Annotated in this window: 20 protein-coding genes; 16 read left to right on the forward strand and 4 right to left on the reverse strand. The window is 34.9% G+C overall.

The window, feature by feature from the left end; all coding sequences use genetic code 11:
• Positions 1-8 precede the first annotated feature (8 nt).
• A complete protein-coding gene (locus JMA43_RS09995) occupies positions 9-392 on the reverse strand; it encodes a hypothetical protein (RefSeq protein ID WP_342156392.1) in 384 nt (127 codons plus the stop codon).
• A 194-nt stretch (positions 393-586) separates the two neighbouring features.
• Positions 587-2,134 (reverse strand): T9SS response regulator signal transducer PorX, encoded by a 1,548-nt coding sequence (gene porX / locus JMA43_RS10000; protein ID WP_342156393.1) that lies wholly within the window; start codon positions 2,132-2,134, stop codon positions 587-589.
• A gap of 42 nt (positions 2,135-2,176) precedes the next feature.
• Here porX and JMA43_RS10005 point away from each other — a divergent pair, with 42 nt between their 5' ends.
• From JMA43_RS10005 to JMA43_RS10060, 12 genes are all read left to right on the forward strand, one after another.
• Entirely contained in the window at positions 2,177-3,400 is a 1,224-nt protein-coding gene (locus JMA43_RS10005; RefSeq protein WP_342156395.1) for an HD domain-containing protein, read from the forward strand.
• Between the two features lie 30 nt (positions 3,401-3,430).
• Positions 3,431-4,441 carry a UDP-3-O-(3-hydroxymyristoyl)glucosamine N-acyltransferase gene (lpxD, locus tag JMA43_RS10010; RefSeq protein ID WP_342156396.1) on the forward strand — a complete coding sequence of 337 codons (1,011 nt, stop codon included), beginning with the start codon at positions 3,431-3,433 and terminating at the stop codon, positions 4,439-4,441.
• A 10-nt stretch (positions 4,442-4,451) separates the two neighbouring features.
• Positions 4,452-5,867, forward strand: coding sequence for a bifunctional UDP-3-O-[3-hydroxymyristoyl] N-acetylglucosamine deacetylase/3-hydroxyacyl-ACP dehydratase (locus JMA43_RS10015; RefSeq protein ID WP_342156397.1), 1,416 nt, complete (start codon positions 4,452-4,454; stop codon positions 5,865-5,867).
• Positions 5,864-6,658: an acyl-ACP--UDP-N-acetylglucosamine O-acyltransferase gene (gene lpxA, locus JMA43_RS10020; protein WP_342156398.1), complete on the forward strand. Its 795-nt coding sequence runs from the start codon at positions 5,864-5,866 to the stop codon at positions 6,656-6,658. The genes JMA43_RS10015 and lpxA overlap by 4 nt, the downstream gene beginning before the upstream one ends.
• A gap of 9 nt (positions 6,659-6,667) precedes the next feature.
• Positions 6,668-7,234 carry an elongation factor P gene (gene efp, locus JMA43_RS10025; protein WP_342156399.1) on the forward strand — a complete coding sequence of 189 codons (567 nt, stop codon included), beginning with the start codon at positions 6,668-6,670 and terminating at the stop codon, positions 7,232-7,234.
• A 62-nt stretch (positions 7,235-7,296) separates the two neighbouring features.
• Positions 7,297-8,226: a UDP-3-O-(3-hydroxymyristoyl)glucosamine N-acyltransferase gene (locus JMA43_RS10030; protein WP_342156401.1), complete on the forward strand. Its 930-nt coding sequence runs from the start codon at positions 7,297-7,299 to the stop codon at positions 8,224-8,226.
• Positions 8,227-8,230: 4 nt separating this feature from the next.
• Complete coding sequence (locus tag JMA43_RS10035; RefSeq protein ID WP_342156402.1) at positions 8,231-8,644, forward strand: nuclear transport factor 2 family protein; 414 nt, start codon at positions 8,231-8,233, stop codon at positions 8,642-8,644.
• A 136-nt stretch (positions 8,645-8,780) separates the two neighbouring features.
• A complete protein-coding gene (gene sucD, locus JMA43_RS10040; protein ID WP_342156403.1) occupies positions 8,781-9,653 on the forward strand; it encodes a succinate--CoA ligase subunit alpha in 873 nt (290 codons plus the stop codon).
• Positions 9,654-9,742: 89 nt separating this feature from the next.
• Positions 9,743-12,709, forward strand: a complete 2,967-nt coding sequence (locus JMA43_RS10045; protein ID WP_342156404.1) for a M16 family metallopeptidase — start codon at positions 9,743-9,745, stop codon at positions 12,707-12,709.
• Positions 12,710-12,825: 116 nt separating this feature from the next.
• Positions 12,826-13,572 carry a 3-oxoacyl-[acyl-carrier-protein] reductase gene (fabG, locus tag JMA43_RS10050; protein ID WP_342156405.1) on the forward strand — a complete coding sequence of 249 codons (747 nt, stop codon included), beginning with the start codon at positions 12,826-12,828 and terminating at the stop codon, positions 13,570-13,572.
• Between the two features lie 475 nt (positions 13,573-14,047).
• Positions 14,048-16,075 carry a vWA domain-containing protein gene (locus JMA43_RS10055; RefSeq protein ID WP_342156406.1) on the forward strand — a complete coding sequence of 676 codons (2,028 nt, stop codon included), beginning with the start codon at positions 14,048-14,050 and terminating at the stop codon, positions 16,073-16,075.
• A gap of 100 nt (positions 16,076-16,175) precedes the next feature.
• On the forward strand, positions 16,176-16,991 hold the full coding sequence (locus JMA43_RS10060; RefSeq protein ID WP_342156407.1) for a prohibitin family protein: 816 nt from the start codon (positions 16,176-16,178) through the stop codon (positions 16,989-16,991).
• Positions 16,992-17,057: 66 nt separating this feature from the next.
• On the opposite strand, the gene JMA43_RS10065 is transcribed toward JMA43_RS10060, so the two are convergent.
• Both JMA43_RS10065 and JMA43_RS10070 read right to left on the reverse strand, forming a co-directional pair.
• Positions 17,058-17,612 (reverse strand): hypothetical protein, encoded by a 555-nt coding sequence (locus tag JMA43_RS10065; protein WP_342156408.1) that lies wholly within the window; start codon positions 17,610-17,612, stop codon positions 17,058-17,060.
• Between the two features lie 169 nt (positions 17,613-17,781).
• The gene (locus JMA43_RS10070; protein WP_342156409.1) at positions 17,782-18,540 is read right to left on the reverse strand and encodes a hypothetical protein; all 759 of its coding nucleotides are present in this window, start codon (positions 18,538-18,540) and stop codon (positions 17,782-17,784) included.
• Positions 18,541-18,965: 425 nt separating this feature from the next.
• Between JMA43_RS10070 and hisG the strand changes: the two genes are divergently transcribed.
• The 4 genes from hisG to hisB are packed head-to-tail and all read left to right on the forward strand — an operon-like array spanning position 18,966 to position 23,306.
• A complete protein-coding gene (hisG, locus tag JMA43_RS10075; RefSeq protein ID WP_342156410.1) occupies positions 18,966-19,829 on the forward strand; it encodes an ATP phosphoribosyltransferase in 864 nt (287 codons plus the stop codon).
• Positions 19,830-19,840: 11 nt separating this feature from the next.
• A complete protein-coding gene (hisD, locus tag JMA43_RS10080) occupies positions 19,841-21,130 on the forward strand; it encodes a histidinol dehydrogenase (RefSeq protein WP_342156411.1) in 1,290 nt (429 codons plus the stop codon).
• The gene (gene hisC / locus JMA43_RS10085) at positions 21,130-22,170 is read left to right on the forward strand and encodes a histidinol-phosphate transaminase (RefSeq protein ID WP_342156412.1); all 1,041 of its coding nucleotides are present in this window, start codon (positions 21,130-21,132) and stop codon (positions 22,168-22,170) included. Before hisD ends, hisC begins: the two co-directional genes overlap by 1 nt.
• The gene (gene hisB / locus JMA43_RS10090; protein WP_342156413.1) at positions 22,170-23,306 is read left to right on the forward strand and encodes a bifunctional histidinol-phosphatase/imidazoleglycerol-phosphate dehydratase HisB; all 1,137 of its coding nucleotides are present in this window, start codon (positions 22,170-22,172) and stop codon (positions 23,304-23,306) included. Before hisC ends, hisB begins: the two co-directional genes overlap by 1 nt.
• The last annotated feature ends 10 nt before the right edge of the window (positions 23,307-23,316 follow it).

Here is a 23,316-nt window from a genome sequence, read left to right on the forward strand (position 1 = left end):
ATAGAGAATTAGTTTGCTTCTGATTTTGCAGTACTAATTTCGCTTTTAATCTTGTCCATCAAGTTTTTCAATTCATCTTCTTGATGCGCCTTAATTTTTTGCTCTATTATCGCTTCAACTTCTTTGTAAGTAAGTTTCTTCTCCGGAATGTGTTGTTCCGCAGCGCTAGAGTCAGTACCAAACATGGTTCCGTTTCCAGTTACTACCCAGTTAATGTTTACAAATGGATACTTCTCTACAATTCGCTCAAGAATATCACTTCCTACTGAAGCATTGTTCTTTTTCATACGTAATGTGTAACCATTTGATGCGCCAATAGACATATCAAATTGTCTTGCGCTCATTCCAAGGGATTGGATAATAGAAAAAATTCTATCAATTGCTTTTGCCATTTTGTTAATTTTGAGGGTTTGGACAAAAATAGAAAAAAAACTCTGTTAGAGAACTATTTTTCTGTTTTTTTACAAAACTTTAACAAGATTAGCGATTAAAATAACCAATTTTGGTGTAGTCCAAAGTATTTATTTTTCTATAAATATGAGTATAAATGTATAATTACGATGTTAAAATAAGATTATGTTAATGTTTACTTCGGATTCAATACTACAAATGGTATAATAATTTCTTCAAGAGAAATCCCACCATGTTGGTACGTATTTTTGTAATAACTCACATAATGATTGTAATTGTTAGGGTATGCAAAGAATAAATCTTCCTTGGCAAAGATAAAAGAGCTACTCATATTGATAGTTGGCAAGTGGATTTCCTTCGGATTCTTAACACCGTAAACTTCTTTATCATTATAAGAAAGACTTCTACCTGTTTTGTATCGTAAGTTTAAGCTAGTGTCTCTGTCTCCAATTACCTTTGAAGGATTTTTTACATTAATTGTTCCGTGGTCGGTAGTAATAATGAGCTTAAATTTTAATTGTTGCGCCTGCTGAATGATTTCTAACAAAGGAGAATTTTTAAACCAACTTTGCGTTAAAGAGCGATAAGCCTTGTCGTTGGAGGCGAGTTCTTTTACAACTTCCATTTCCGTTTTGGAGTGCGAAAGCATGTCTACAAAATTGTACACCACAACAGTAAGGTCGTTGTCTTTTTGAGATTTAAAGTTTTGCGCTAGTTGCTTACCAAGTTTTAAATTAGAAATTTTATGATACTCCCATTTAATATCCAATCCCAAACGCCTTATTTGAGCCTCTAAAAATTCAGCTTCATGCATGTTTTTTCCTCCATCCTCTACGTCATTTTTCCAAAGCTTCGGGTGGAGGCGTTCCATTTCCGAAGGCATTAATCCAGAAAAAATAGCATTTCTAGCATATTGTGTTGCAGTTGGGAGGATACTAAAATATGGTGTCTCGGTAGTTTTTTTGTAATAATTGTTTACAGTACTTTCAAAAGCTTTCCATTGGTCGTACCTTAAATTATCAATCACAACAAGTAATGTAGGTTGTGTTTTATTAATTTCTTTTGAAATTAGATCTTTGAATAAGGTATGCGACATCACTGGAGCATCGTCTCCTTGAAACCATTTCCCATAATTTTTCTCGATGAATTTCCCAAACTGAGTATTCGCTTCGGTTTTTTGAGATTCCAGAATTTCGGTCATTCCTGTGTCTTCAATGCCTTCGAGTTCTAATTCCCAGTAAATTAACTTTTTGTATAGCTCTGCCCATTCTTCATAAGAATTTACCATGGTTAAATCCATTGCAATCTTTCTGAATTCTTGTTGGTAATTCGATGTTGTTTTTTCTGAAACGAGTCTGGAATGGTCGAGATTCTTCTTTAAACTCAGTAGAATTTGATTTGGGTTTACAGGCTTTATCAAGTAATCGGCTATTTTGGCTCCAATAGCTTCTTCCATGATATTTTCTTCTTCACTTTTGGTAATCATTACTACCGGAAGCGTAGGTTTTAACCCTTTAATTTCATTTAAAGTCTCTAAACCTGTAAGTCCAGGCATGTTTTCATCTAAAAAAACAATATCAAAAGTATCTTCTTTTACAATTTCTACAGCTTCCGTACCACTTTTACAGGTGTGAACGGTATAATTTTTCTTTTCAAGGAAAAGAATATGCGGTTTTAACAGCTCAATTTCATCATCTACCCAAAGTATCTTTATTTCATTCATTCTATTGATGTATATTTGTATGAATTTTACAATTTATTTAGTTTGAACGCAGCAAACAAGCTTAAAATATTCAACGATCCAATTTACGGATTTATTACCATCCCGAACGAACAGATATTCGATTTAATTGAACATAGATATTTCCAACGCTTGCGTAGGATTTCTCAAATGGGGCTCTCGTATTTGGTATATCCAGGAGCACATCATACCCGATTTCATCACGCAATTGGTTGCATGCATTTAATGCAGAAGGCAATACAAGTACTTCGTTTTAAAGGAGTTGATATTTCAGAAGAAGAATCAAAAGCCTTATTGAGCGCTATTTTATTACACGATATAGGACATGGTCCTTTTTCGCATGCTATGGAACACAGTATCGTAAATGGTGTGTCGCATGAGTATATTTCGCTTCAATTTATGGAGACTTTAAATAAAGAGTTTAACGGAACTTTAACGCTGGCCATTAAAATCTTTAAAGGAGAATACCATCGAAAGTTTATGAATCAGCTTATTTCTGGACAATTGGATATGGACAGAGCCGATTATTTAAAACGCGATAGTTTTTACACGGGAGTTTCCGAAGGAAATATTAATTCTGAGCGAATTATCTCCATGTTAAATGTTGTTGACGATCAATTGGTGGTAGAAGAAAAAGGGATTTATTCCGTAGAAAAATTTTTAGTAGCACGCCGTTTAATGTATTGGCAAGTGTATTTGCACAAAACAAGTTTGGCGGCAGAGCAGTTGCTTATCAAAGTGTTGCAGAGGGTTAAGGAATTACACCAAAAAGGAGAATCGCTTCACGCCAGTAGTGCTTTAGCATTTTTCTTGGATAATGAAATTGGAAAATCTGACTTTAACGAGCAAATATTAGAAACATTTTCACGTTTAGATGATGTAGATATTTTATCAGCAATGAAAGAATGGCAATATCATAAAGATTTTGTGCTTTCAAATTTGTGCAAAATATTACTTGAACGAGATTTATTGAAAATAAAATTTAAAAAGAAGCCTATAAAGGCATTGAAAATACAAACACATATTGAAGAATTTATAAAAGAATATAATGTAACTGAAGAGGAGGCTAAATATTTTGTGTTTAGTGGGTTGGTAGAAAATCAAGCCTATAATTTAGACAAGCAAAATATTCATATTTTAATGAAATCTGGAAAGATTGTAGATGTCACAAAAGCATCCGATCAATTCAATTTAAAAGCCTTGTCAAAACCAGTTACAAAATATTACATGTGCTATCCTAAAAAATAAATAGTACTTTTTTTATACTTTTGCGGGGAAATGAAATTTACAGCAACTCAAATAGCAGGAATTTTAGAAGGCGAAATAGTCGGAAATCCAGAAGTAGAGGTTTCCAAACTTTCTAAAATAGAAGAAGGAATAGAAGGATCGCTAACTTTTTTGGCAAATCCTAAATACACACATTATATATATACAACAAAAGCATCGGTTACGATTGTAAATAAATCGTTGGTGCTCGACCATGATGTAGACACTACGTTAATTAAAGTAGATGATGCCTACAAGTCGTTTTCAAAACTGTTGGAATATTATAATAAGGTAAAATTAAACAAAACAGGAGTAGAGCAACCTATTTTTAAAGCAGAGTCTTCTACCTATGGAGACGAAGTTTATATTGGTGCTTTTACATATATAGGTGAAAATGTAACCATAGGGAACAACGTTAAAATATATCCTAATGTTTACATTGGAGATAATGTTACCATTGCAGATAACGTAGTTATTTTTGCTGGAGCGAAGATATATTCTGAATCGATTATTGGTAAAAACTGTGTTATTCACAGTGGATGTGTTATCGGAGCCGACGGTTTTGGATTCTCGCCAAATGAAAATGGAGAGTTTCAAAAAGTACCACAAACAGGAAATGTTATTTTAGAAGACAATGTAGATGTTGGTGCTGGAACTACTATCGATAGAGCAACTTTGGGTTCAACAATTATCCGAAAAGGAGTGAAGTTGGATAACCAAATACAAATTGCACATAACGTTGAAATAGGCGAAAATACCGTAATTGCAGCGCAAACAGGAATTGCAGGTTCTACCAAAATTGGTAAAAACTGTATGATTGGTGGGCAAGTAGGTATTGTAGGGCATCTTTCAATAGGCGATAGAGTTCGAATTCAGGCACAGTCTGGAATAGGTAGAAATGTAAAAGACGACGAAGTGTTGCAAGGATCTCCAGCATTGAATTACGGAGATTACAACAAATCGTATGTTCATTTTAAAAATTTACCAAAACTGGTAGATAAAATTAATCAACTAGAAAAGTAAAAATACAAGAATGAGTGATCAGGTAAAAAAGCAGTGCACCATCGCTAAAGAAATTTCCTTATCTGGAGTAGGTTTACATACAGGAATGGAAGTGAAAATGACTTTCAAGCCAGCGCCAGAAAATCATGGATACGCTTTTAAACGTGTAGATCTAGAAGGACAACCAGTTATCGAAGCAGATGCTAACTACGTGGTAAATACACAACGTGGTACAAACCTCGAAAAAATGGGTGTTAAAATTCAAACTTCAGAGCATGTTTTAGCTGCTTTGGTTGGTTTGGAAATCGACAATGTGTTGATAGAATTAAACGCTCCAGAACCTCCAATTATGGATGGTTCTTCAAAATATTTTATCGAAGCACTTAAAAAAGCTGGGATTGTAGAACAAGAGCAAGAGCGCGACGAGTTTGTTGTAACAGACGTAATTTCTTATACTGATGAAGAATCTGGAAGTGAAATAACAATTATTCCTTCTGATGAATACCAAATTACTACCATGGTAGACTTTGGAACAAAAGTCTTAGGAACACAAAATGCAACATTAAAGCATTTATCTGATTTTGAAACTGAAATTGCCGATTCTAGAACTTTTAGTTTTTTACATGAAATTGAAACGCTTTTAGAACACGGACTTATTAAAGGAGGCGATTTAAACAATGCTATTGTATATGTAGATAAAGAAATTTCTGAAGCTACAATGGTAAAACTTAAAGCAGCTTTTAATAAAGATTCAATTTCTGTAAAACCAAACGGAATTTTAGACAACCTTACTTTAAATCATCCAAACGAAGCAGCTCGACATAAACTTCTTGATGTTATTGGAGATTTAGCATTGGTTGGAACACGTATTCGCGGAAAAGTAATAGCAAATAAGCCAGGACATTTTGTAAATACACAATTTGCCAAAAAGCTTTCTAAAATAATTAAAATCGAAAAAAGGAATAAAGTTCCTAAAATCGATTTGAACCAACCACCATTAATGGATATCAACGATATCATGAAAATGTTGCCGCACAGGCCGCCATTTTTATTAGTCGATAGAATTATCGAACTTTCGGATAGCCATGTGGTAGGAATGAAAAATGTAACCATGAATGAGCCTTTCTTTGTTGGACATTTTCCAGGCGCACCAATTATGCCAGGAGTGTTACAAGTGGAAGCAATGGCACAAACGGGAGGGATATTAGTATTGAGTACAGTTCCAGACCCAGAAAATTACCTTACCTATTTTATGAAAATAGATAATGTAAAATTCAAACAACAAGTATTACCAGGCGATACATTAATCTTTAAAATGGAATTAATTTCTCCAATTAGAAGAGGTATTTGTCACATGCAAGCGTATGCATACGCAAACGGAAAACTTGTAACAGAAGCAGAGCTAATGGCTCAAATAGTAAAAGTTAAAGAAACAGATAAGGAATGAATCAGCCACTAGCATATGTGCATCCAGGAGCAAAAATCGCCAAAAATGTGGTGATTGAGCCTTTTGCAACAATCAATAATAATGTAGTTATTGGAGAAGGAACTTGGATTGGAAGCAACGTAACTATCATGGAAGGTGCTCGTATCGGGAAAAATTGTAATATTTTCCCTGGCGCTGTTATATCGGCAATCCCACAAGATTTAAAATATAACGACGAAGATACAACTGCCGAAATAGGAGATAACACAACCATTAGAGAATGTGTTACCATTAATAGAGGAACTAGCGACCGTATGAAAACAGTTATTGGTAAAAACTGTTGGATTATGGCTTACAGTCATATCGCACACGATTGTTTCGTAGGAGATCATTGTATCTTTTCAAACAACAGTACTTTGGCAGGACATATTACTGTTGGAGATTACGTAGTATTGGCGGGAATGACAGCCGTACATCAGTTTTGTTCTATCGGAAATCACGCCTTTGTAACAGGAGGTTCTTTGGTAAGAAAAGATGTTCCTCCATACGCAAAAGCAGCAAGAGAGCCGCTTTCGTATGTTGGTATTAATTCTGTAGGACTTAGAAGAAGAGGTTTTTCTACTGAAAAGATTAGAGAAATTCAAGATATCTATCGCATCTTATATCAAAAAAATTATAACAATTCGCAAGCTGTAGAAATTATTGAAGCTGAAATGGAAGCAACTCCAGAACGCGATGAAATTCTTCAGTTTATAAAAGATTCGCAACGCGGAATCATGAAAGGTTATTTTAGTTCAAATTCAAATCATTAATAAAAAAATATGGCATCTACATCAGATATTAGAAAAGGATTATGCATCCGCTTCAACCACGATATTTATAAAATTATTGAGTTTTTACATGTAAAACCAGGAAAAGGACCTGCTTTTGTACGTACAAAACTTAAAAGTGTTACCAACGGAAAAGTAATTGATAATACGTTTTCAGCAGGACATAAAATTGAAGATGTACGTGTAGAAACACGTTCGTATCAATTTTTATACCCAGAAGGTGATACGTACCACTTCATGAATACCGATGACTACAACCAAATTACACTTCAAAAAGACGTGCTAGATGCACCAGATCTTTTAAAAGAAGGAGAAGTGGTAACTATTTTATTTAATACTGAAGATAGTATGCCATTGTCGGTTGATATGCCTGCACACGTTATTTTAGAAGTAACACATACCGAGCCAGGAGTGAAAGGAAATACAGCAACCAATGCTACAAAGCCTGCAACTGTTGAAACGGGAGCAACTATCAATGTTCCTTTATTTATTAATGAAGGCGACAAAATTAAAATTGAAACCGAAAAAGGTACATACATGGAGCGTCATAAAGAGTAATCTTTTTGACGTTTCTGTTTTTTATACTGAAAAATAACCGTACTGGTTACTTCAAATAGCAAATGAAATTTCCGCAAACTCACACACTAAAGCAGATAGCCACTATAATAAATTGCAAATTTATAGGCGACGATAATTTTCCGGTTCTAGGGATGAATGAAATTCATGTGGTAGAACCTGGCGATATTGTTTTTGTGGACCATCCAAAGTATTACGATAAAGCATTGCATTCAGCAGCAACAGTTATTCTTATTAATAAAGAGGTTGAATGTCCGCCAAATAAGGCGTTGTTAATTTCCGACGATCCGTTTCGCGATTTTAATGCGTTAACCGCATACTTCAAACCTTTTGCAAAAGCTACTTCAGCAATAGCAGCTACTGCAAAAATAGGCTTAGGAACTGTAGTTCAACCAGGCGCTTTTATTGGAAATAATGTTACAATTGGCGAAAACTGTTTTATACATGCCAATGTGAGTATTTACGATAATTGTACCATTGGAAACAATGTTACCATCCATGCAGGAACTGTATTAGGAGCCGATGCTTTTTACTATAAAAATCGACCTGAAGGTTTCGATAAATTATTATCTGGCGGAAGTGTAGTAATCGAGAACAATGTAGATCTTGGAGCGCTTTGTACTATTGATAAAGGCGTTACAGGAAATACCTTGATTAAAGAAGGAACCAAAATTGACAACCAAGTGCATGTTGGACATGATACCGTAATTGGTAAAAAGTGCTTAATTGCATCTCAAGTTGGTATTGCAGGCTGTGTTGTTATCGAAGATGAAGTTACAATTTGGGGACAAGTTGGTGTGGCTAGCGCTATTTCAATTGGTCAAAAAGCTGTTGTTTTAGCACAGTCGGGGGTAAGCAAATCTTTAGAAGCTCACAAAACATACTTTGGCTCTCCAGCAGAAGAAGCACGTAAAAAGTACAAAGAGCTTGCATCTATCAGGCAAATACCATCGATAATTGAAAAAATAAATTAGCAGTATGGGACAATCATTAAAAAGAATAGTAAGAAGTTTTTATGAGTTAGAACCTATTAAAAACAATGAGGTTTTACAAACGTATTTACACGATGATTGTCAATTGTATTGGAATAGTAGTAAGGGCTTTACCAAACTCAATAAACAAGAACTTATAGAATTGGCTTCAAAAATGGCAGAAGCGTATCATTCAGTTCGAACAGAAATTAGCCACTTATTAAAAGATGGAGATGCGGTAACAGTGCGTTACACATATCATGTAAAAACAATCGAAAACCCAGATGAAGAACAGCCGTTGGTACATTTTATAACTATTTGGGAATTCAAAGATGAAAAATTATATAAAGGATACGAGATTAGTCAGCTAGCCGATGATAATCAAGTGAGTTTAAATTCCTTTATGTCAATTAAAAAATAAATAAACCTTGCGAAGTTGATATCGGAATGTTATATTTCGATTGTCAAACAAAATAATTAATTATTTTTTTAAGTAGATTTCTAAAATCATAATCAAAAAACTATTTTTGTATAGCTTTAAATAAAATTCAACCCTAATGAGTGTATTAGTAAACAAAGATTCTAAAATAATAGTTCAAGGATTTACAGGTAGTGAAGGAACTTTTCACGCAGAACAAATGATTGAATACGGAACCAACGTAGTTGGTGGTGTTACCCCAGGAAAAGGTGGTCAAGAGCATTTAGGTAAACCTGTTTTTAACACCGTAAAAGAAGCGGTAGATAACGTAGGTGCAGATGTGTCTATCATTTTCGTTCCGCCAGCATTTGCTGCCGACGCTATTATGGAAGCTGCCGATGCAGGTATCAAAGTGATTATTACAATTACTGAAGGTATTCCTGTAGCAGATATGATTAAAGCATCAGATTATATCAAAGATAAAGATTGTAGACTTATCGGTCCAAACTGCCCAGGAGTTATCACTCCAGGAGAAGCAAAAGTTGGAATTATGCCAGGTTTTGTATTCAGCAAAGGAAAAGTAGGTATTGTATCTAAATCTGGAACATTAACTTACGAAGCTGCCGACCAAGTTGTAAAACAAGGTCTTGGAATTACAACAGCTATCGGAATTGGTGGAGATCCTATTATTGGAACTACAACTAAAGAAGCTGTAGAACTTTTAATGAATGACCCTGAAACTGAGTGTATCGTAATGATTGGTGAAATTGGAGGTCAATTAGAAGCCGATGCTGCACGTTGGGTAAAAGAAAACGGAAATAAAAAACCAGTTGTAGGATTTATTGCTGGAGAAACTGCTCCTAAAGGAAGAACAATGGGACACGCTGGTGCTATTGTTGGAGGAGCTGATGATACTGCAGAAGCTAAAAAGAGAATTATGAGTGAGTGTGGAATTCACGTAGTAGACTCTCCTGCAGAAATTGGTAAAAAAGTAGCAGAAGTTATGAACTAATTCTTTAGTTTATAAAATATTATCTATATATTTATCCATCTTATGAGTAATCATAAGGTGGATTTTTATTTTAACCAATAACTAAAATTATGATAGCAAAGTTCTTAAAAGTGGTGGTGTTATCATTCTTGTTACTCTTTGTTGCGTGTAAAGAGAGTAATAAAAATGAAGCGGTAACCGAAAAGCATACCGATGCTAATGGGTTTTCTTATGAAACAGTATCCAATGATCCAACGGGTTTACGTTTGTATACCTTGGAAAACGGTTTAAAAGTGTATTTGAGTAGGAATACCGATGAGCCAAAAATTCAAACGTTTATTCCTGTTCGAGCGGGTTCTGTTTATGATCCAGCCGATAATACAGGTTTGGCACATTATTTAGAGCACATGGTTTTTAAAGGAACCGATGAAATCGGAACAACCGATTGGGAAACAGAGAAAGTAATGTTACAGCAAATTTCAGATTTGTATGAAGCGCATAAAAATGAAACAGATTCAGAAAAGAAAAAAGCTATTTATCGCCAAATAGATAGTGTTTCACAATTGGCTTCTCATATTTCTATTGCAAACGAATACGATAAAATGGTGAGTTCGCTAGGAGCGGAAGGAACCAATGCATGGACTTCGAACGAAGAAACTGTTTATACCAATAAAATTCCTTCTAATGAATTCGACAAATGGTTAAAGTTAGAAAGTGAACGTTTTAGTCAACTTGTACTTCGTTTATTTCATACCGAACTTGAAGCGGTGTATGAAGAGTACAACCGTGCGCAAGATAGCGACAGACGAAAAGAGTATTACGAAATGCAACGCACTTTGTTCCCAAAGCATCCGTATGGGCAACAACCTACTATTGGACTTTCGGAGCATCTTAAAAATCCTTCCATGGTAGCGATCAACGATTATTTCAATAAATATTACGTGCCAAATAATATGGCAGTGATTTTGGTTGGAGATATTGAGTTTGATGAAACCATTAAAAAAGTAAATGATGCCTTCGGAAATTTTGAAGCGAAAGAGGTTACTTATCCTGAAAGACCAACTGAAGAGCCGATTACAGCACCTATAGAAAAAGAAGTTTTTGGTCCAGAAGCCGAGCGTGTAAGTTTCGCATTTAGAACTCCGGGTATTGGATCGGAAGATGAAAAATACATCACTTTAATCGATATGATTTTAAGTAACAGCCAAGCTGGTTTGATTGATTTAAATTTAAATCAGCAACAAAAAGTACAACGTGCTGGTTGTTACCCAAGTTTTAATAACGATTATGGAGCACATACATTCTACGGATACCCAAAAAGTAATCAAACTTTAGAAGAAGTAAAAGATTTGCTTCTTGGTCAAATTGAAGAAATTAAAAAAGGAAATTTTGACGATTGGATGATTGAAGCGGTTGTAAACGATTTAAAATTATCGCAAATCCGTCAGTATGAAAACCCAACAGCAGTTGCCTATGCTTATGTTGATGCTTTTGTTCATTTTCAAAATTGGGAAGATGAAGTGAAAAAGCTTAACGAACTTAAAAAAGTTACAAAAGAAGAGTTAGTAGCTTTTGCAAATAAATTTTATACCGATAATTATGTAGCGGTTTACAAACGCCAAGGAGAGAGTAGCGATTTGGTAAAAGTTGAAAATCCAAAAATTACTCCAATCGAACTTAACAGAGATAAACAATCGGCATTTTTACAGGCTTTCAACGAAATCGAAGTTCCGCCAATTAAGCCGCAACACATCGATTTTAAAGAAGCTATTAAAAGTAATTCAACTGCAAGCGGACTTCCAGTTTCGTACATCGAAAACAACGCTAACGACTTGGCAGAAATCGATATTATCTTCGATATGGGGAAAGATAACGACAAAAAACTGCCAATTGCAATGGATTATATTGAGTATGTAGGTACAGATACGTATTCTCCAGAGGAACTTAAAAAGCAGTTTTACCGTCTCGGAATTAATTACGGAGTGCGTACGGGTGGCGACCGTTCGTATTTGTCGATTAGCGGTTTAAGCGAGAACATGGATAAAGGTTTAGATCTTTTAGAACATTTGTGGTCGAATGCTGTTGCCGATCAGGAATCGTATGATAAATACGTGCAAAGTATTGGAAAAGATAGAGAAGATGGTAAGGCGAACAAAAGTAATATCTTGTGGAACGGACTTATGAACTACGGAAAATATGCTGAGAATTCTCGATTGAGAGATATTTATACCATTGAAGAATTAAAAGACTTGAATCCGCAAGAACTTGTGGAGGAGTTTAAAGCGTTAAAAGATTTTAAACAACGTATTTTTTACTACGGAAATAACATCGATGGAGCTATTTCTGCACTCGATGAAAAGCACAAAGTACCAGCAGATTTAAAAGAATACCCAGATAAAACTTTGTATCTAGAAAAAGAAACTGGTGGCCATGTGTATTTTGTAGATTACGATATGGTACAAGGGGAGATGCTTTTTTTAGCAAAAGGCGAAACTTTCGACCCTAAAAAAATGGCTGCTTCTTCATTGTTTAATACGTATTTTGGAAGCGGACTTTCGTCAATTGTTTTTCAGGAAATAAGAGAGTCGAAGTCCTTAGCATATTCTGCTTTTGCTTCTTACAGTAATGCTTCCGAAGAAGGAAAATCAAATTATACGTATGCTTATATCGGTACACAGGCTAACAAAATGCCAGATGCCGTGAATGCCATGATGGAATTAATGACCGATATGCCTGAAGCTAAAGAGCAGTTTGAGGCAGCAAAAGAGTCTACATTAAAACAATTGGCTGCAAGACGCATCAGTAAACAAAATATTTTTTGGGAATACGAACGTTTGAAAAAACGCGGAATCGATGAAGACATGCGCCAAGCAATGTACAATGAAATTCAACAAATGACTTTCGAAGATTTACAATCGTTTTTCAATGAAAATATCAAAGGAGAATCGTATGATGTAATGGTTGTTGGAAATAAAAACGATGTTGATATGGAAGCGCTTAAAAAGTTAGGCGAGCTGAAAGAAATGGATGTAGATTACTTATTTAACTACGAAAAACCAAAACCAATAAAATCGTAATAAAACAGAAATAGAATTTTAAACCCTGCAATTTTGCAGGGTTTTTTGTTTGAGAAACGCGGTATTTACTATATTTGATGAACGAAATTAAAAATAAAAAAAACTTAATATAAAGAATGAAACTTTTAGAAGGTAAAACAGCCATTATTACTGGTGCAAGCCGTGGTATTGGAAAAGGGATTGCAGAGGAGTTTGCAAAGCAAGGAGCAAATGTTGCATTTACATATAGCTCATCGGAAGGACCAGCAAAAGAGCTAGAGGCTGCATTGGTAGCTAGTGGTGTAAAAGCAAAAGCATATAAAAGTAACGCAGCTAGTTTTGAAGAATCACAAGCTTTAGTAGACGAAGTTGTGAAAGAGTTTGGTGCAATTGATATTTTGGTAAACAACGCTGGAATTACAAAAGATAACTTGTTGATGCGTATTTCTGAAGAGGATTTTGATAAGGTAATCGAAGTAAACTTAAAGTCAGTTTTTAACATGACCAAAGCGGTTCAACGTACTATGTTGAAGCAACGTAAAGGTTCGATTATCAATATGAGCTCTGTAGTTGGAGTAAAAGGTAACGCAGGACAAACTAATTATGCGGCTTCAAAAGCTGGAATTATTGGTTTTTCTAAATCGGTTGCATTGGAGTTAGGTTCAAGAAACATCCGTAGCAATGTGGTGGCTCCTGGTTTTATCGAAACCGAAATGACGGGTGCTTTAGACGAAAAAGTTGTTCAAGGTTGGAGAGATGCTATTCCGCTTAAACGTGGAGGAACTCCAGAAGATATCGCGCAAGCTTGCGTATTTTTAGGTTCCGATATGTCTAGCTATGTAACAGGACAAGTGTTACAAGTAGATGGAGGAATGCTAACATAACGTGAGTTCGACTTAAGAATGATGTAAATGGGTAAAACTGAACTATTTAAAAAGTATTGAAAATCAAGGAAGCAGCGAGGGCTGATAGATAAAAAGTTGTTTGAGCGTAGCGAGTTCTTTTTATCTGTGGAGGATGGTTCCGTAGATTTTCTTATGCTTTTTTAATCAGTCTTGACTTTCCTGCCTTCCGCAGGCAGGTTTGTTTCGTTTTTGTGTCAAGACAAAAATGAAAGTGTTGTTAAATAATTTAAATACAGGTGATTAGAGGTTTTGTGTATTGATGTTTATATCGAACTGAGGTTGCCGTAGTAGTTATTTTTTATAAATACGGAAAATTTATACCTTAGAGGTTGTTTGAAAGTGTAGAAATTTATTCAAACTGAAGTAAATTCAGAATATTGTTAAGCACTTTTAAACAGCCTCTAATAGTTTTATTTGCTTTTCAATCGAGCTAATTTGAAAATTAATATCGTTAATGATAGAAATACATCATGTTTTATACCTTTTGGGAGCCGCCGTTATAGCGCTTTTAGTAAGCCTGTTTTTATACTTCAAAAAAGGTAAAAAGCAACAATTTATAAGTTTAGCAATCCTTCGTTTTATAAGTGTTTTTACGATATTGGTTTTGCTTCTTAATTTTCAGTTTACAAGCAAAACTTACGATACAATTTTACCTACGCTTTCGGTTTTGGTAGATAATTCTAGCTCGATTAAAACGCTAAATTTTGACAAAAAGGCACAACAATTTTTAGAAGAAATTTCAGAAGATAAAGACCTTCACAACAAATTTTCAGTTGAAACCTACAGTTTTAGTAGCGATTTATCGAATCACGATTCATTAGATTTTACAGGTTATCAAACCAACATAACAAAAGCAATTCAAGCATTGGAGCGTGTCCATCGTAATACAAACAATGCTATTGTGTTACTTTCTGACGGAAATCAAACTTTTGGAGCCGATTATCAATATGCTTCAAAAGGATTTAAAGCACCTGTTTTTCCGTTGGTTTTAGGAGACTCTACAACTTATGTCGATTTAAAAATTTCGCAACTCAACGTTAATAAATACGCCTATTTTAAAAATAAATTTCCAATAGAAATATTTATTACTGCGGAAGGGAATACCGATGTAAATTCGGTTGTGAAGATTTTCAACGGAAGTCAATTACTCTTTTCTGAAAAGGTTTCTTTTTCTCCTGAAAATACTTCAGCAATCATCAATACCGAACTTTTTGCGGATAAAATAGGAATCCAAACACTTAAAGTTGTTGTGGAGCCTATATCCGAAGAAAAAAATACAGAAAACAATACCAAGTTTTTTGCGATTGAAGTTATCGACCAAAAAAGTAAAATAGCAATTGTTACCGATGTACGTCATCCAGATATTGGCGCCTTAAAGCAAACCATTGAGAGCAATGAATTTAGAACTGCAACAATTGTAGATGTTAGAGATTTTAAAGGGTTACAGGATTATCAACTTTTTATTTTGTATCAACCAACAACTGCTTTTAAAGCGGTTATCGAGCAATTAAAAAGTCAACAGCAAAACTATTGGATTGTTACTGGATTGGATACCAATTGGCAGTTTTTAAATGCTATGGAATTAGGTTTTACGTACAATAGCGAAGGAGGGGTGGAAGATTTCTTGCCAGCTTTTAATCCTAATTTTCAAACTTTTTCTACTGAAGATATCAACTTTTCTGCTTTTCCACCTTTGGAAGAAAGTTTAGGTACGCTTAGCTTTTTTGAGGAAAATCAAGACTTGCTTTTTAAACGTATAGGCGCTATCAACACAGACGAATCGCTTTTAACAACTTTTGAAAATGGCGAACAAAAAGCAGCGATACTTTTAGGCGAGGGGATTTGGAAATGGCGTGCTGCTAGTTTTTTAGCAAACGAGAGTAATGAGGCTTTCGATACATACTTCGGGAAGTTACTGCAGTATCTGTCGTCTAAAAAGCGAAGAGAGCGACTTACTGTAAATTACGAATCTTTTTACGACGGAAGTAAAGCGGTGAAAATTCAAGCTTCGTTTTTCGATAAAAATTATGAGTTAAATAAAAACGCTTCTTTAGAAATTTCAGTAAAAAATAAAAACACAACAACTTCAAAAACCTTCCCAATGCTTTATAGTGGAAATATGTATGAAGTCGACTTAAATTCGTTAGCTGCGGGCGATTACGAATTTACCGTGAGTGTTCCTGCTGAAAACATAAAAGCATCTGGGAATTTTACAATTTTGAAGTATGATGTAGAGCAGCAATTTGTAAATCCAGATGTAAAGCGATTGCAAATTTTGGCTGATAATACTAGCGGAACCATGTTTTATTACCATGATTTTTTAGAGCTAAAGGAGCAGTTGCTGGCAGATGACAGGTTTCAAACTGTTCAGAAAGAAAAACTTACAAAAGAACCGCTAATCGATTGGCAATGGCTTTTAGGTATTTTGGTGCTATCGCTTTCTGTAGAATGGTTTCTTAGAAAGTATTACGGATTGATATAGAAATTCTTCAAAAATTCGTACGAATCAAATTCTAATAGTATCTTTAACACGATTGCTAATTTTTTAGCTTTTCAATGTTTTAAAAATTAAATTTATACTGATGAACAAATTACCTAAAATAGGCATACCGCTTATTATAATTGCCATAGCGCTAATTATTTTTGTTGCAAAATCTACAATAACAATTGAATCTGGAGAAGCAGGAGTGCTTTTTGAAACTTTTGGAGATGGTGTCGTAACAGATGAACCTCCACTTTCGGAAGGATTTCATTTGGTGGCTCCTTGGAATAAAATTTTTGTTTACGAAGTGCGTCAGCAGGAAGTATCAGAAAAAATGCAAGTACTTTCTTCAAACGGATTGGAAATTAAATTGGATGCTTCCGTTTGGTTTCAACCACAATACGATAAGTTAGGTTCGTTGCATCAAGAAAAAGGAATCGATTACGTGTCTCGCGTGTTACAACCAGCAGTGCGTTCCGCAGCAAGAAGTGTTGTTGGGCGTTATACTCCAGAGCAATTATACTCGAGTAAGAGAGATGCTATACAAGAAGAAATTTTTATTGAAACAAAGGAGATTTTAAAAGACCAATATGTTCAATTGAACGAAATTCTAGTGCGAGATGTAACCTTGCCACCAACTATAAAAGATGCTATTGAGCGTAAATTGCGACAAGAACAAGAGTCGCTTGAGTACGAATTTAGAATTGAAAAAGCAGAGAAAGAAGCGCAAAAACAGCGTATCGAAGCACAAGGAAAGGCCGATGCGAATCAGATTTTAAGCGCATCTTTAACGGATAAAATTTTACAAGATAAAGGGATAGAGGCAACTATAAAACTGTCGGAATCTCCAAACTCTAAAGTGATAGTAATTGGTAGTGGCGATGGTGGTCTACCGATAATTTTAGGAAATCAATAATACATCTAAAATAAAGATTTAAAATATAGTTTTTGTTAAACTGAAAGATATTCGGTTTTGCAAAAACTATTTTTTTTGTGTTTCATGCAAATGAAGTGCTTTTCCTTTCCAATCGTCTCTTTTAATTCGACCTGGGAAAAACTCAATTAATTCGGTTACAATATCGATATCTTGGTCAGAAAGTTTACTGAGTTGCTCGTACTTGTATATTCCGATGCTGTTGAGTTTCTTTTCAATAAAAGGGCCAATACCTTCAATTTGCTTTAAATCGTCTTTAGCTTCTTCCGAAGCAATACCAATTTTATTAAAATCAAGTTTTAATGAAGAGGTAGGTTTCTTCTTTACTTTCGAGACTTTGAGTTCACCGTCAAGTGCCATTCCACTTCTGCCACGAGTTTGAACTGCCTTAATTGTATTGTCTTCTTTAAAATTAATGGCTTCACTTTTAAGATTGTTAACAAGCATACTTTTGTCGAGCTGACACTTTTCTAATTCTTGCTTGTATTTGTTGTTTTTTAAAACTCTTCCTATAAATAGTCCTAAAATAAAAGAAAAGCATAGCGCAATAGGAAGGAAGTAAGGAAGGTCGCTAATGTTTGAGGGATTGATTTGTGTGAGCATTACCAAGGGCATTAAATCATGTAGATATAGTTAAATGTAGGTTTGTTTAATTGGCACTAATTTAAGAAATAGGGAGGAAGTATTGCAATTTTTGTAGCATTAAAATGAAATAAAAAATCGCCTTCTACATAAAAGTAAAAGGCGATTTAATTTTATTGTTTTTAATTTATTAGTTCGATTTTTTCAATTCTTCTCGAACATCTAAGTAAAAGCCGTTAAAATCTGGATGCATAAAAACATAGGTTGCGTTTCCTCCGTTTGCTTTAGTAGAAGTTTCTATACGTTGTGGGGCAACTTGAAACTCGTCTTGTAAAATTTGAGCAATCGCTGTAGCTCTTTGGCTGTTAACACTCCAATCTTCGCCAGCACTTTGTATAGTTACGTTTAACGATTGGTATTTGTTAACTGTAGCCGAAATACGGTTTATAAAATCTTTGGCGCCTGCTTCAACAGTGGCGCTTCCTTGTTTGTTTCCGTATAAAAAAGCATTGTCCATTTTTACAATAATAGCACCTTTCTCAACGCCAATTTGTGCATTTTCACCTAAAGTCTTTTTAAGGTCGGTGATTACCAAAATAGCGATAGAATCTTGCGCGCTAAAAGTATCTCTAATGCCTTTAATTTGCTTTTCTCTTTTGCGTAAAGCTTCCAACGTACGGCTAATACTGTTTGATTGTTGTGCAGAAGTCGATAAAAAGTTGTTCATGTTATCGAGCAATCCTTGATTGGTTTCTTCAAGCTGACTTACTTGCGATTCCAAACTTTTAATTCTGTTTTGAGCAACAGTTAAATCGGCTTCGGTTTGTTTTAAAACCTTTAATTGTTCATTTAACGTTGCTACTTTTTCTTTTAATTCTTTCTTACTTTGTGCAGTAAGGGGGCCAATTGTTACTACCAATAAAACCAAAATAGTGGTAAAAGTTCTCATTATATTAAGCTTCAATATTATTTTAAAATGCAGCACAAGATATTATTTTTTCAGAAAACAGCATAAACTTGCTGGCAAAGCTTTCAAAATTATATTATTTGTATTGTAGGTAACAATTACTAGATTTTTGTTGATTGAAATGTAACTTTTTAAACTGTTTTCGATAAATTTTTAATTTTTCAGAAAAAAAATCCATTTCAAGTTGCATATGTTTTTTTTAATGACTTAAATTTGTAGAAGACAAAACACAAAAAATGACATTTATTACATTACATCATCATCATTTTCATACTTGCGCTCAGGCGAGGTGAGAATGTTATGTGTAATTTTAAGCATAATTTAAAAACCCGTTTGAGTAATCAAGCGGGTTTTTTTATTGATGAATTTTAAAAAGACAACCAAAATTTTAAAGTATATTTTTTAGCATGGAAGAAAGAAAAATTAAAATAGCTATTCAAAAATCGGGGAGACTCAACGAAGATTCTCTACGGATTTTAAAAGATTGCGGTATTTCGATTGATAACGGAATCGACCAGTTGAAGGCGTCTGCAAGAAATTTTCCTTTGGAAGTAATGTATCTTCGTAATGGCGATATTCCACAATACCTACGTGATGGAGTCGTGGATTTGGCAATTGTTGGCGAGAATCTATTAATTGAAAAAGGAAAAGATTTACAGATTATTGAAAAACTAGGTTTCTCGAAATGTAAAGTGTCGTTGGCAGTTCCAAAAAACGCCGAATTTACGTCGGTTAAAGATTTGGAGGGAAAACGCATTGCTACTTCGTACCCAAATACGGTAAACGAATTTTTACAGCGGGAACGCATCAATGCTGAATTACATATCATTAACGGTTCGGTTGAAATTGCTCCAAATATCGGTTTGGCAGATGCTATTGTGGATATTGTTTCCAGTGGAAGCACCTTGTTTAAAAATAATTTAAAAGAAGTTATTTCAATTTTAAATAGCGAAGCTGTATTGGTAGGTTCACCGCAATTGGATGATGAAATTAGACCAATTGTAGAGAAATTAAAATTCAGAATACAATCGGTTTTAAAAGCCCGCGATTCGAAATATGTACTGCTAAATGCACCAAACGATAAAATTGATAAAATTATAGCCTTGCTTCCAGGAATGCGAAGCCCAACAGTATTGCCTTTGGCAGAAGAGGGTTGGAGTTCTATCCATACGGTTATCAATAAAGATAGATTCTGGGAAGTGATAGACGAGTTGAAATTAGCTGGAGCTGAAGGAATTTTGGTGTGTCCTATTGAAAAAATGGTGTTATAAATTAGAAGAAGATGAAAAAAATATACAATCCGAAACGAGATACTTGGGAAGCAATTTTACAGCGTCCCACACAAACAATCGACGATATTGAAGCTACCGTAAACGAAGTTTTTGTTGAAGTGCAGCAAAAAGGAGATGCGGCTATAAAAAAGTACACCAGTTTATTTGACGGTGTAAATTTGGATACAAACATTGTTTCAAAGGAAGAGATAAACGAAGCTTTTTCAAGCGTTTCAGATGATTTAAAAGCGGCTATTCAAGTAGCTAAACAGAACATTACAAAATTTCACACAGCTCAAAAAACAACACAAGTAAAAGTCGAAACTGTAAATGGGGTTTCTTGTTGGCAAGAAAAACGTCCTATTGAAAAAGTAGGATTGTATATTCCAGGAGGTACAGCGCCTTTGTTTTCTACAATTTTGATGTTGGCAGTGCCTGCTCAAATTGCAGGTTGTAAAGAGGTTATTTTGTGCACGCCACCCAATAAAGAGGGCAAAGTTAATCCGGCTATTTTATACACGGCGGCACTTTGCGGGGTGGATACGATTTATAAAGTAGGAGGGATTCAGGCAATTGCGGCTATGACTTTTGGTACCGAAACAATTTCTAAAGTGTATAAAATTTTCGGGCCAGGAAATCAATTTGTAACCGTTGCAAAACAGTTGGCAACTCGTTACAATGTAGCGATCGATATGCCTGCGGGACCATCAGAGCTTTTAGTGGTTGCCGACGAAACTGCAAATGCTTCCTATGTTGCTTCCGATTTACTTTCTCAAGCCGAACACGGAGTGGATAGTCAGGTTGTTTTGGTGTCAACTTCCGAAGATTTAATCGATGCTGTTTCCGAAGAAATTGAAAAACAAATTACATTACTTCCAAGGGTTGAAATTGCTAAAAAGGCAATGGAAAACTCTCGTTTTATCTTAGTGAAAAATGATACTGAAGCTTTAGCCTTGATTAATCAATACGGTCCAGAACATTTTATTGTGGTAACGAGCAATGAAGATTTTTACGTGCAAGGAGTTACCAATGCGGGCTCGGTTTTTATTGGAGATTACACTCCTGAAAGTGCTGGAGATTATGCTTCTGGAACCAATCATACATTACCAACTAATGGTTATGCTAAACAGTACAGCGGTGTAAATTTGGATAGTTTTACGAAGAGTATGACGTTTCAAAAAATTACTGCTGAAGGAATTAAAACCATCGGTCCTTCCATAGAACTTATGGCAGAGGCAGAGGGGTTGCAAGCTCACAAGAACGCGGTAACTTTACGTTTAAACGATTTAAAAGCAGAGTAATGGCATTCGAAATAGATAAATTGGTACGTACCAACGTAAAGAAGTTAAAGCCGTATTCGTCTGCTAGAGACGAATTCAAGGATTTTGATAAAGAAATGGTGTTTCTAGATGCCAATGAAAATCCGTTTAACAACGGGGTGAATAGGTATCCAGATCCTCAACAGCGCTCTTTGAAAGATGTTTTGGCTTCTAAGCAACAACTAAGTCCTGCTCAGGTTTTACTGGGAAACGGTAGTGATGAAGTGTTAGATCTTATTTTTAGAGCTTTTTGTGAGCCTAAAATTGATAATGTAATAACCTTACCACCGACCTACGGAATGTATAAAGTACTTGCTGAAACGAACGATGTTGCAAATAGAGAAGTGCTTTTAACGAACGATTTTGAGCCGAACGTAACAGATATTCTTAAAACTGCAGATAGTAAGTCGAAGCTTCTGTTTTTGTGTTCTCCAAATAATCCGACGGGAAATATATTTAAAGCAGAAACTATTGTTCAGCTTCTTGAAAATTTCCAAGGACTTGTGGTGATCGATGAGGCGTATATAGATTTTGCAACTGCTCCAAGTTGGACAGAAAAGTTAACCGATTATCCAAATTTGATTGTTACGCAAACATTGTCAAAAGCCTACGGATTAGCTGGAATTCGATTGGGAATTTGTTATGCTTCGGAAGAAATAATTTCAGTTTTAAATAAAATTAAACCTCCATATAATGTGAACGAGCTTACACAAAAAAGAGCGTTAGAAAGAGTGTTGGATTTTAGAGGTGTTAAAAACGAAATAAACTCTATATTAGAAGAAAGAGATTTATTATTTAAAGAATTACTTCAAGTAGTTTTCGTGAAAAAAGTTTACACTTCGAATGCTAATTTTGTGCTTGTAAAGGTAGATGATGCGAATGCTAGGTATCAAGAATTATTGGAAAAAGGAATTGTAATTCGCAATCGATCGACACAGCCACTTTGTGAAAATACATTGCGATTTACCGTGGGTACTTCATCAGAAAATAAAAAACTAATTAAAGCTTTAAAAGAATTATAATGGCAAAAAAAGTATTGTTTATAGATAGAGATGGTACGCTGATAAAAGAGCCTGCAGATGAGCAGATCGATGCTTTTGAAAAACTCGATTTTTATCCAGAGGCGTTTACGTACATGAAAAAAATTGCGCAGGAGTTTGATTACGAATTGGTGATGATAACCAATCAAGACGGACTTGGAACGGATGTGTATCCTGAGAATACTTTTTGGCCTGTTCATAATTTTGTGATGCGAGCTTTTAAAAATGAAGGTGTTGTGTTTGATGAAGTTTTTATTGATCGAACTTTCGCAAAAGACAATGCGCCAACTCGAAAACCAAATACAGGTTTGTTAACAAAGTATTTTTCTGAGGAATACGATTTGGCAAATTCTTACGTAATTGGCGATAGGTTGACAGATGTGGAGTTGGCTAAAAACCTAGGCGCAAATGCTGTTTTTATTAATGATGAAAGTTATTTGGGAGTAGATGAAGTTTCGGTGCAACGAAATGAGTTAGATGCTTTTATTGGTTTAGAAACCGCGAGTTGGAAGGCTATTTATGAGTTTTTAAAGTTAGACAATCGAGTAGCTACTATTGAGCGTAAAACCAATGAAACCGATATTTCAATTGAGTTAAACCTTGATGGCACAGGAAGGAGTGAGATTGAAACAGGTTTAGCTTTTTTTGATCATATGTTGGATCAGATTGCGCGTCACGGACAAATGGATTTGAAAATCAAAGTAAATGGTGATTTAGAAGTAGACGAGCATCACACGATTGAAGATACTGCAATTGCGCTTGGAGAGGTTTTTGCGAAAGCATTAGGGAATAAATTAGGAATTGAGCGCTACGGATTTTGTTTGCCAATGGACGATTGTTTGGCGCAAGTAGCGATAGATTTTGGCGGTAGAAATTGGTTGGTTTGGGAAGCCGATTTTAAAAGAGAAATGATAGGGCAGATGCCAACAGAAATGTTTTATCACTTTTTTAAATCGTTTACAGATGGCGCAAAAGCAAATTTAAATATCAAAGCAGAAGGGGTAAATGAGCATCATAAAATTGAGGCTATTTTTAAAGCTTTTGCAAAAGCTATTAAAGTTGCAGTGAAAAGAGATGCTGAAAAAATGATCCTTCCATCTACTAAAGGAATGCTTTAACAAATGTAAT

It is taken from the genome of Joostella sp. CR20 (genome assembly GCF_038433465.1).
Classification (GTDB): domain Bacteria; phylum Bacteroidota; class Bacteroidia; order Flavobacteriales; family Flavobacteriaceae; genus Galbibacter.

Bases quoted from the DNA above. Each gene is read 5' to 3' on its own strand.
- sucD (WP_342156403.1), top strand. From the start codon at position 8,781: ATGAGTGTATTAGTAAACAAAGATTCTAAAATAATAGTTCAAGGATTT.
- fabG (WP_342156405.1), top strand. From the start codon at position 12,826: ATGAAACTTTTAGAAGGTAAAACAGCCATTATTACTGGTGCAAGCCGT.
- hisD (WP_342156411.1), top strand. From the start codon at position 19,841: ATGAAAAAAATATACAATCCGAAACGAGATACTTGGGAAGCAATTTTA.
- hisB (WP_342156413.1), top strand. From the start codon at position 22,170: ATGGCAAAAAAAGTATTGTTTATAGATAGAGATGGTACGCTGATAAAA.
- lpxA (WP_342156398.1), top strand. From the start codon at position 5,864: ATGAATCAGCCACTAGCATATGTGCATCCAGGAGCAAAAATCGCCAAA.
- JMA43_RS09995 (WP_342156392.1), bottom strand. From the start codon at position 392: ATGGCAAAAGCAATTGATAGAATTTTTTCTATTATCCAATCCCTTGGA.
- hisC (WP_342156412.1), top strand. From the start codon at position 21,130: ATGGCATTCGAAATAGATAAATTGGTACGTACCAACGTAAAGAAGTTA.
- JMA43_RS10065 (WP_342156408.1), bottom strand. From the start codon at position 17,612: ATGCTCACACAAATCAATCCCTCAAACATTAGCGACCTTCCTTACTTC.
- lpxD (WP_342156396.1), top strand. From the start codon at position 3,431: ATGAAATTTACAGCAACTCAAATAGCAGGAATTTTAGAAGGCGAAATA.
- JMA43_RS10045 (WP_342156404.1), top strand. From the start codon at position 9,743: ATGATAGCAAAGTTCTTAAAAGTGGTGGTGTTATCATTCTTGTTACTC.
- JMA43_RS10035 (WP_342156402.1), top strand. From the start codon at position 8,231: ATGGGACAATCATTAAAAAGAATAGTAAGAAGTTTTTATGAGTTAGAA.
- hisG (WP_342156410.1), top strand. From the start codon at position 18,966: ATGGAAGAAAGAAAAATTAAAATAGCTATTCAAAAATCGGGGAGACTC.
- JMA43_RS10030 (WP_342156401.1), top strand. From the start codon at position 7,297: ATGAAATTTCCGCAAACTCACACACTAAAGCAGATAGCCACTATAATA.
- JMA43_RS10060 (WP_342156407.1), top strand. From the start codon at position 16,176: ATGAACAAATTACCTAAAATAGGCATACCGCTTATTATAATTGCCATA.
- JMA43_RS10055 (WP_342156406.1), top strand. From the start codon at position 14,048: ATGATAGAAATACATCATGTTTTATACCTTTTGGGAGCCGCCGTTATA.
- JMA43_RS10070 (WP_342156409.1), bottom strand. From the start codon at position 18,540: ATGAGAACTTTTACCACTATTTTGGTTTTATTGGTAGTAACAATTGGC.
- porX (WP_342156393.1), bottom strand. From the start codon at position 2,134: ATGAATGAAATAAAGATACTTTGGGTAGATGATGAAATTGAGCTGTTA.
- JMA43_RS10015 (WP_342156397.1), top strand. From the start codon at position 4,452: ATGAGTGATCAGGTAAAAAAGCAGTGCACCATCGCTAAAGAAATTTCC.
- efp (WP_342156399.1), top strand. From the start codon at position 6,668: ATGGCATCTACATCAGATATTAGAAAAGGATTATGCATCCGCTTCAAC.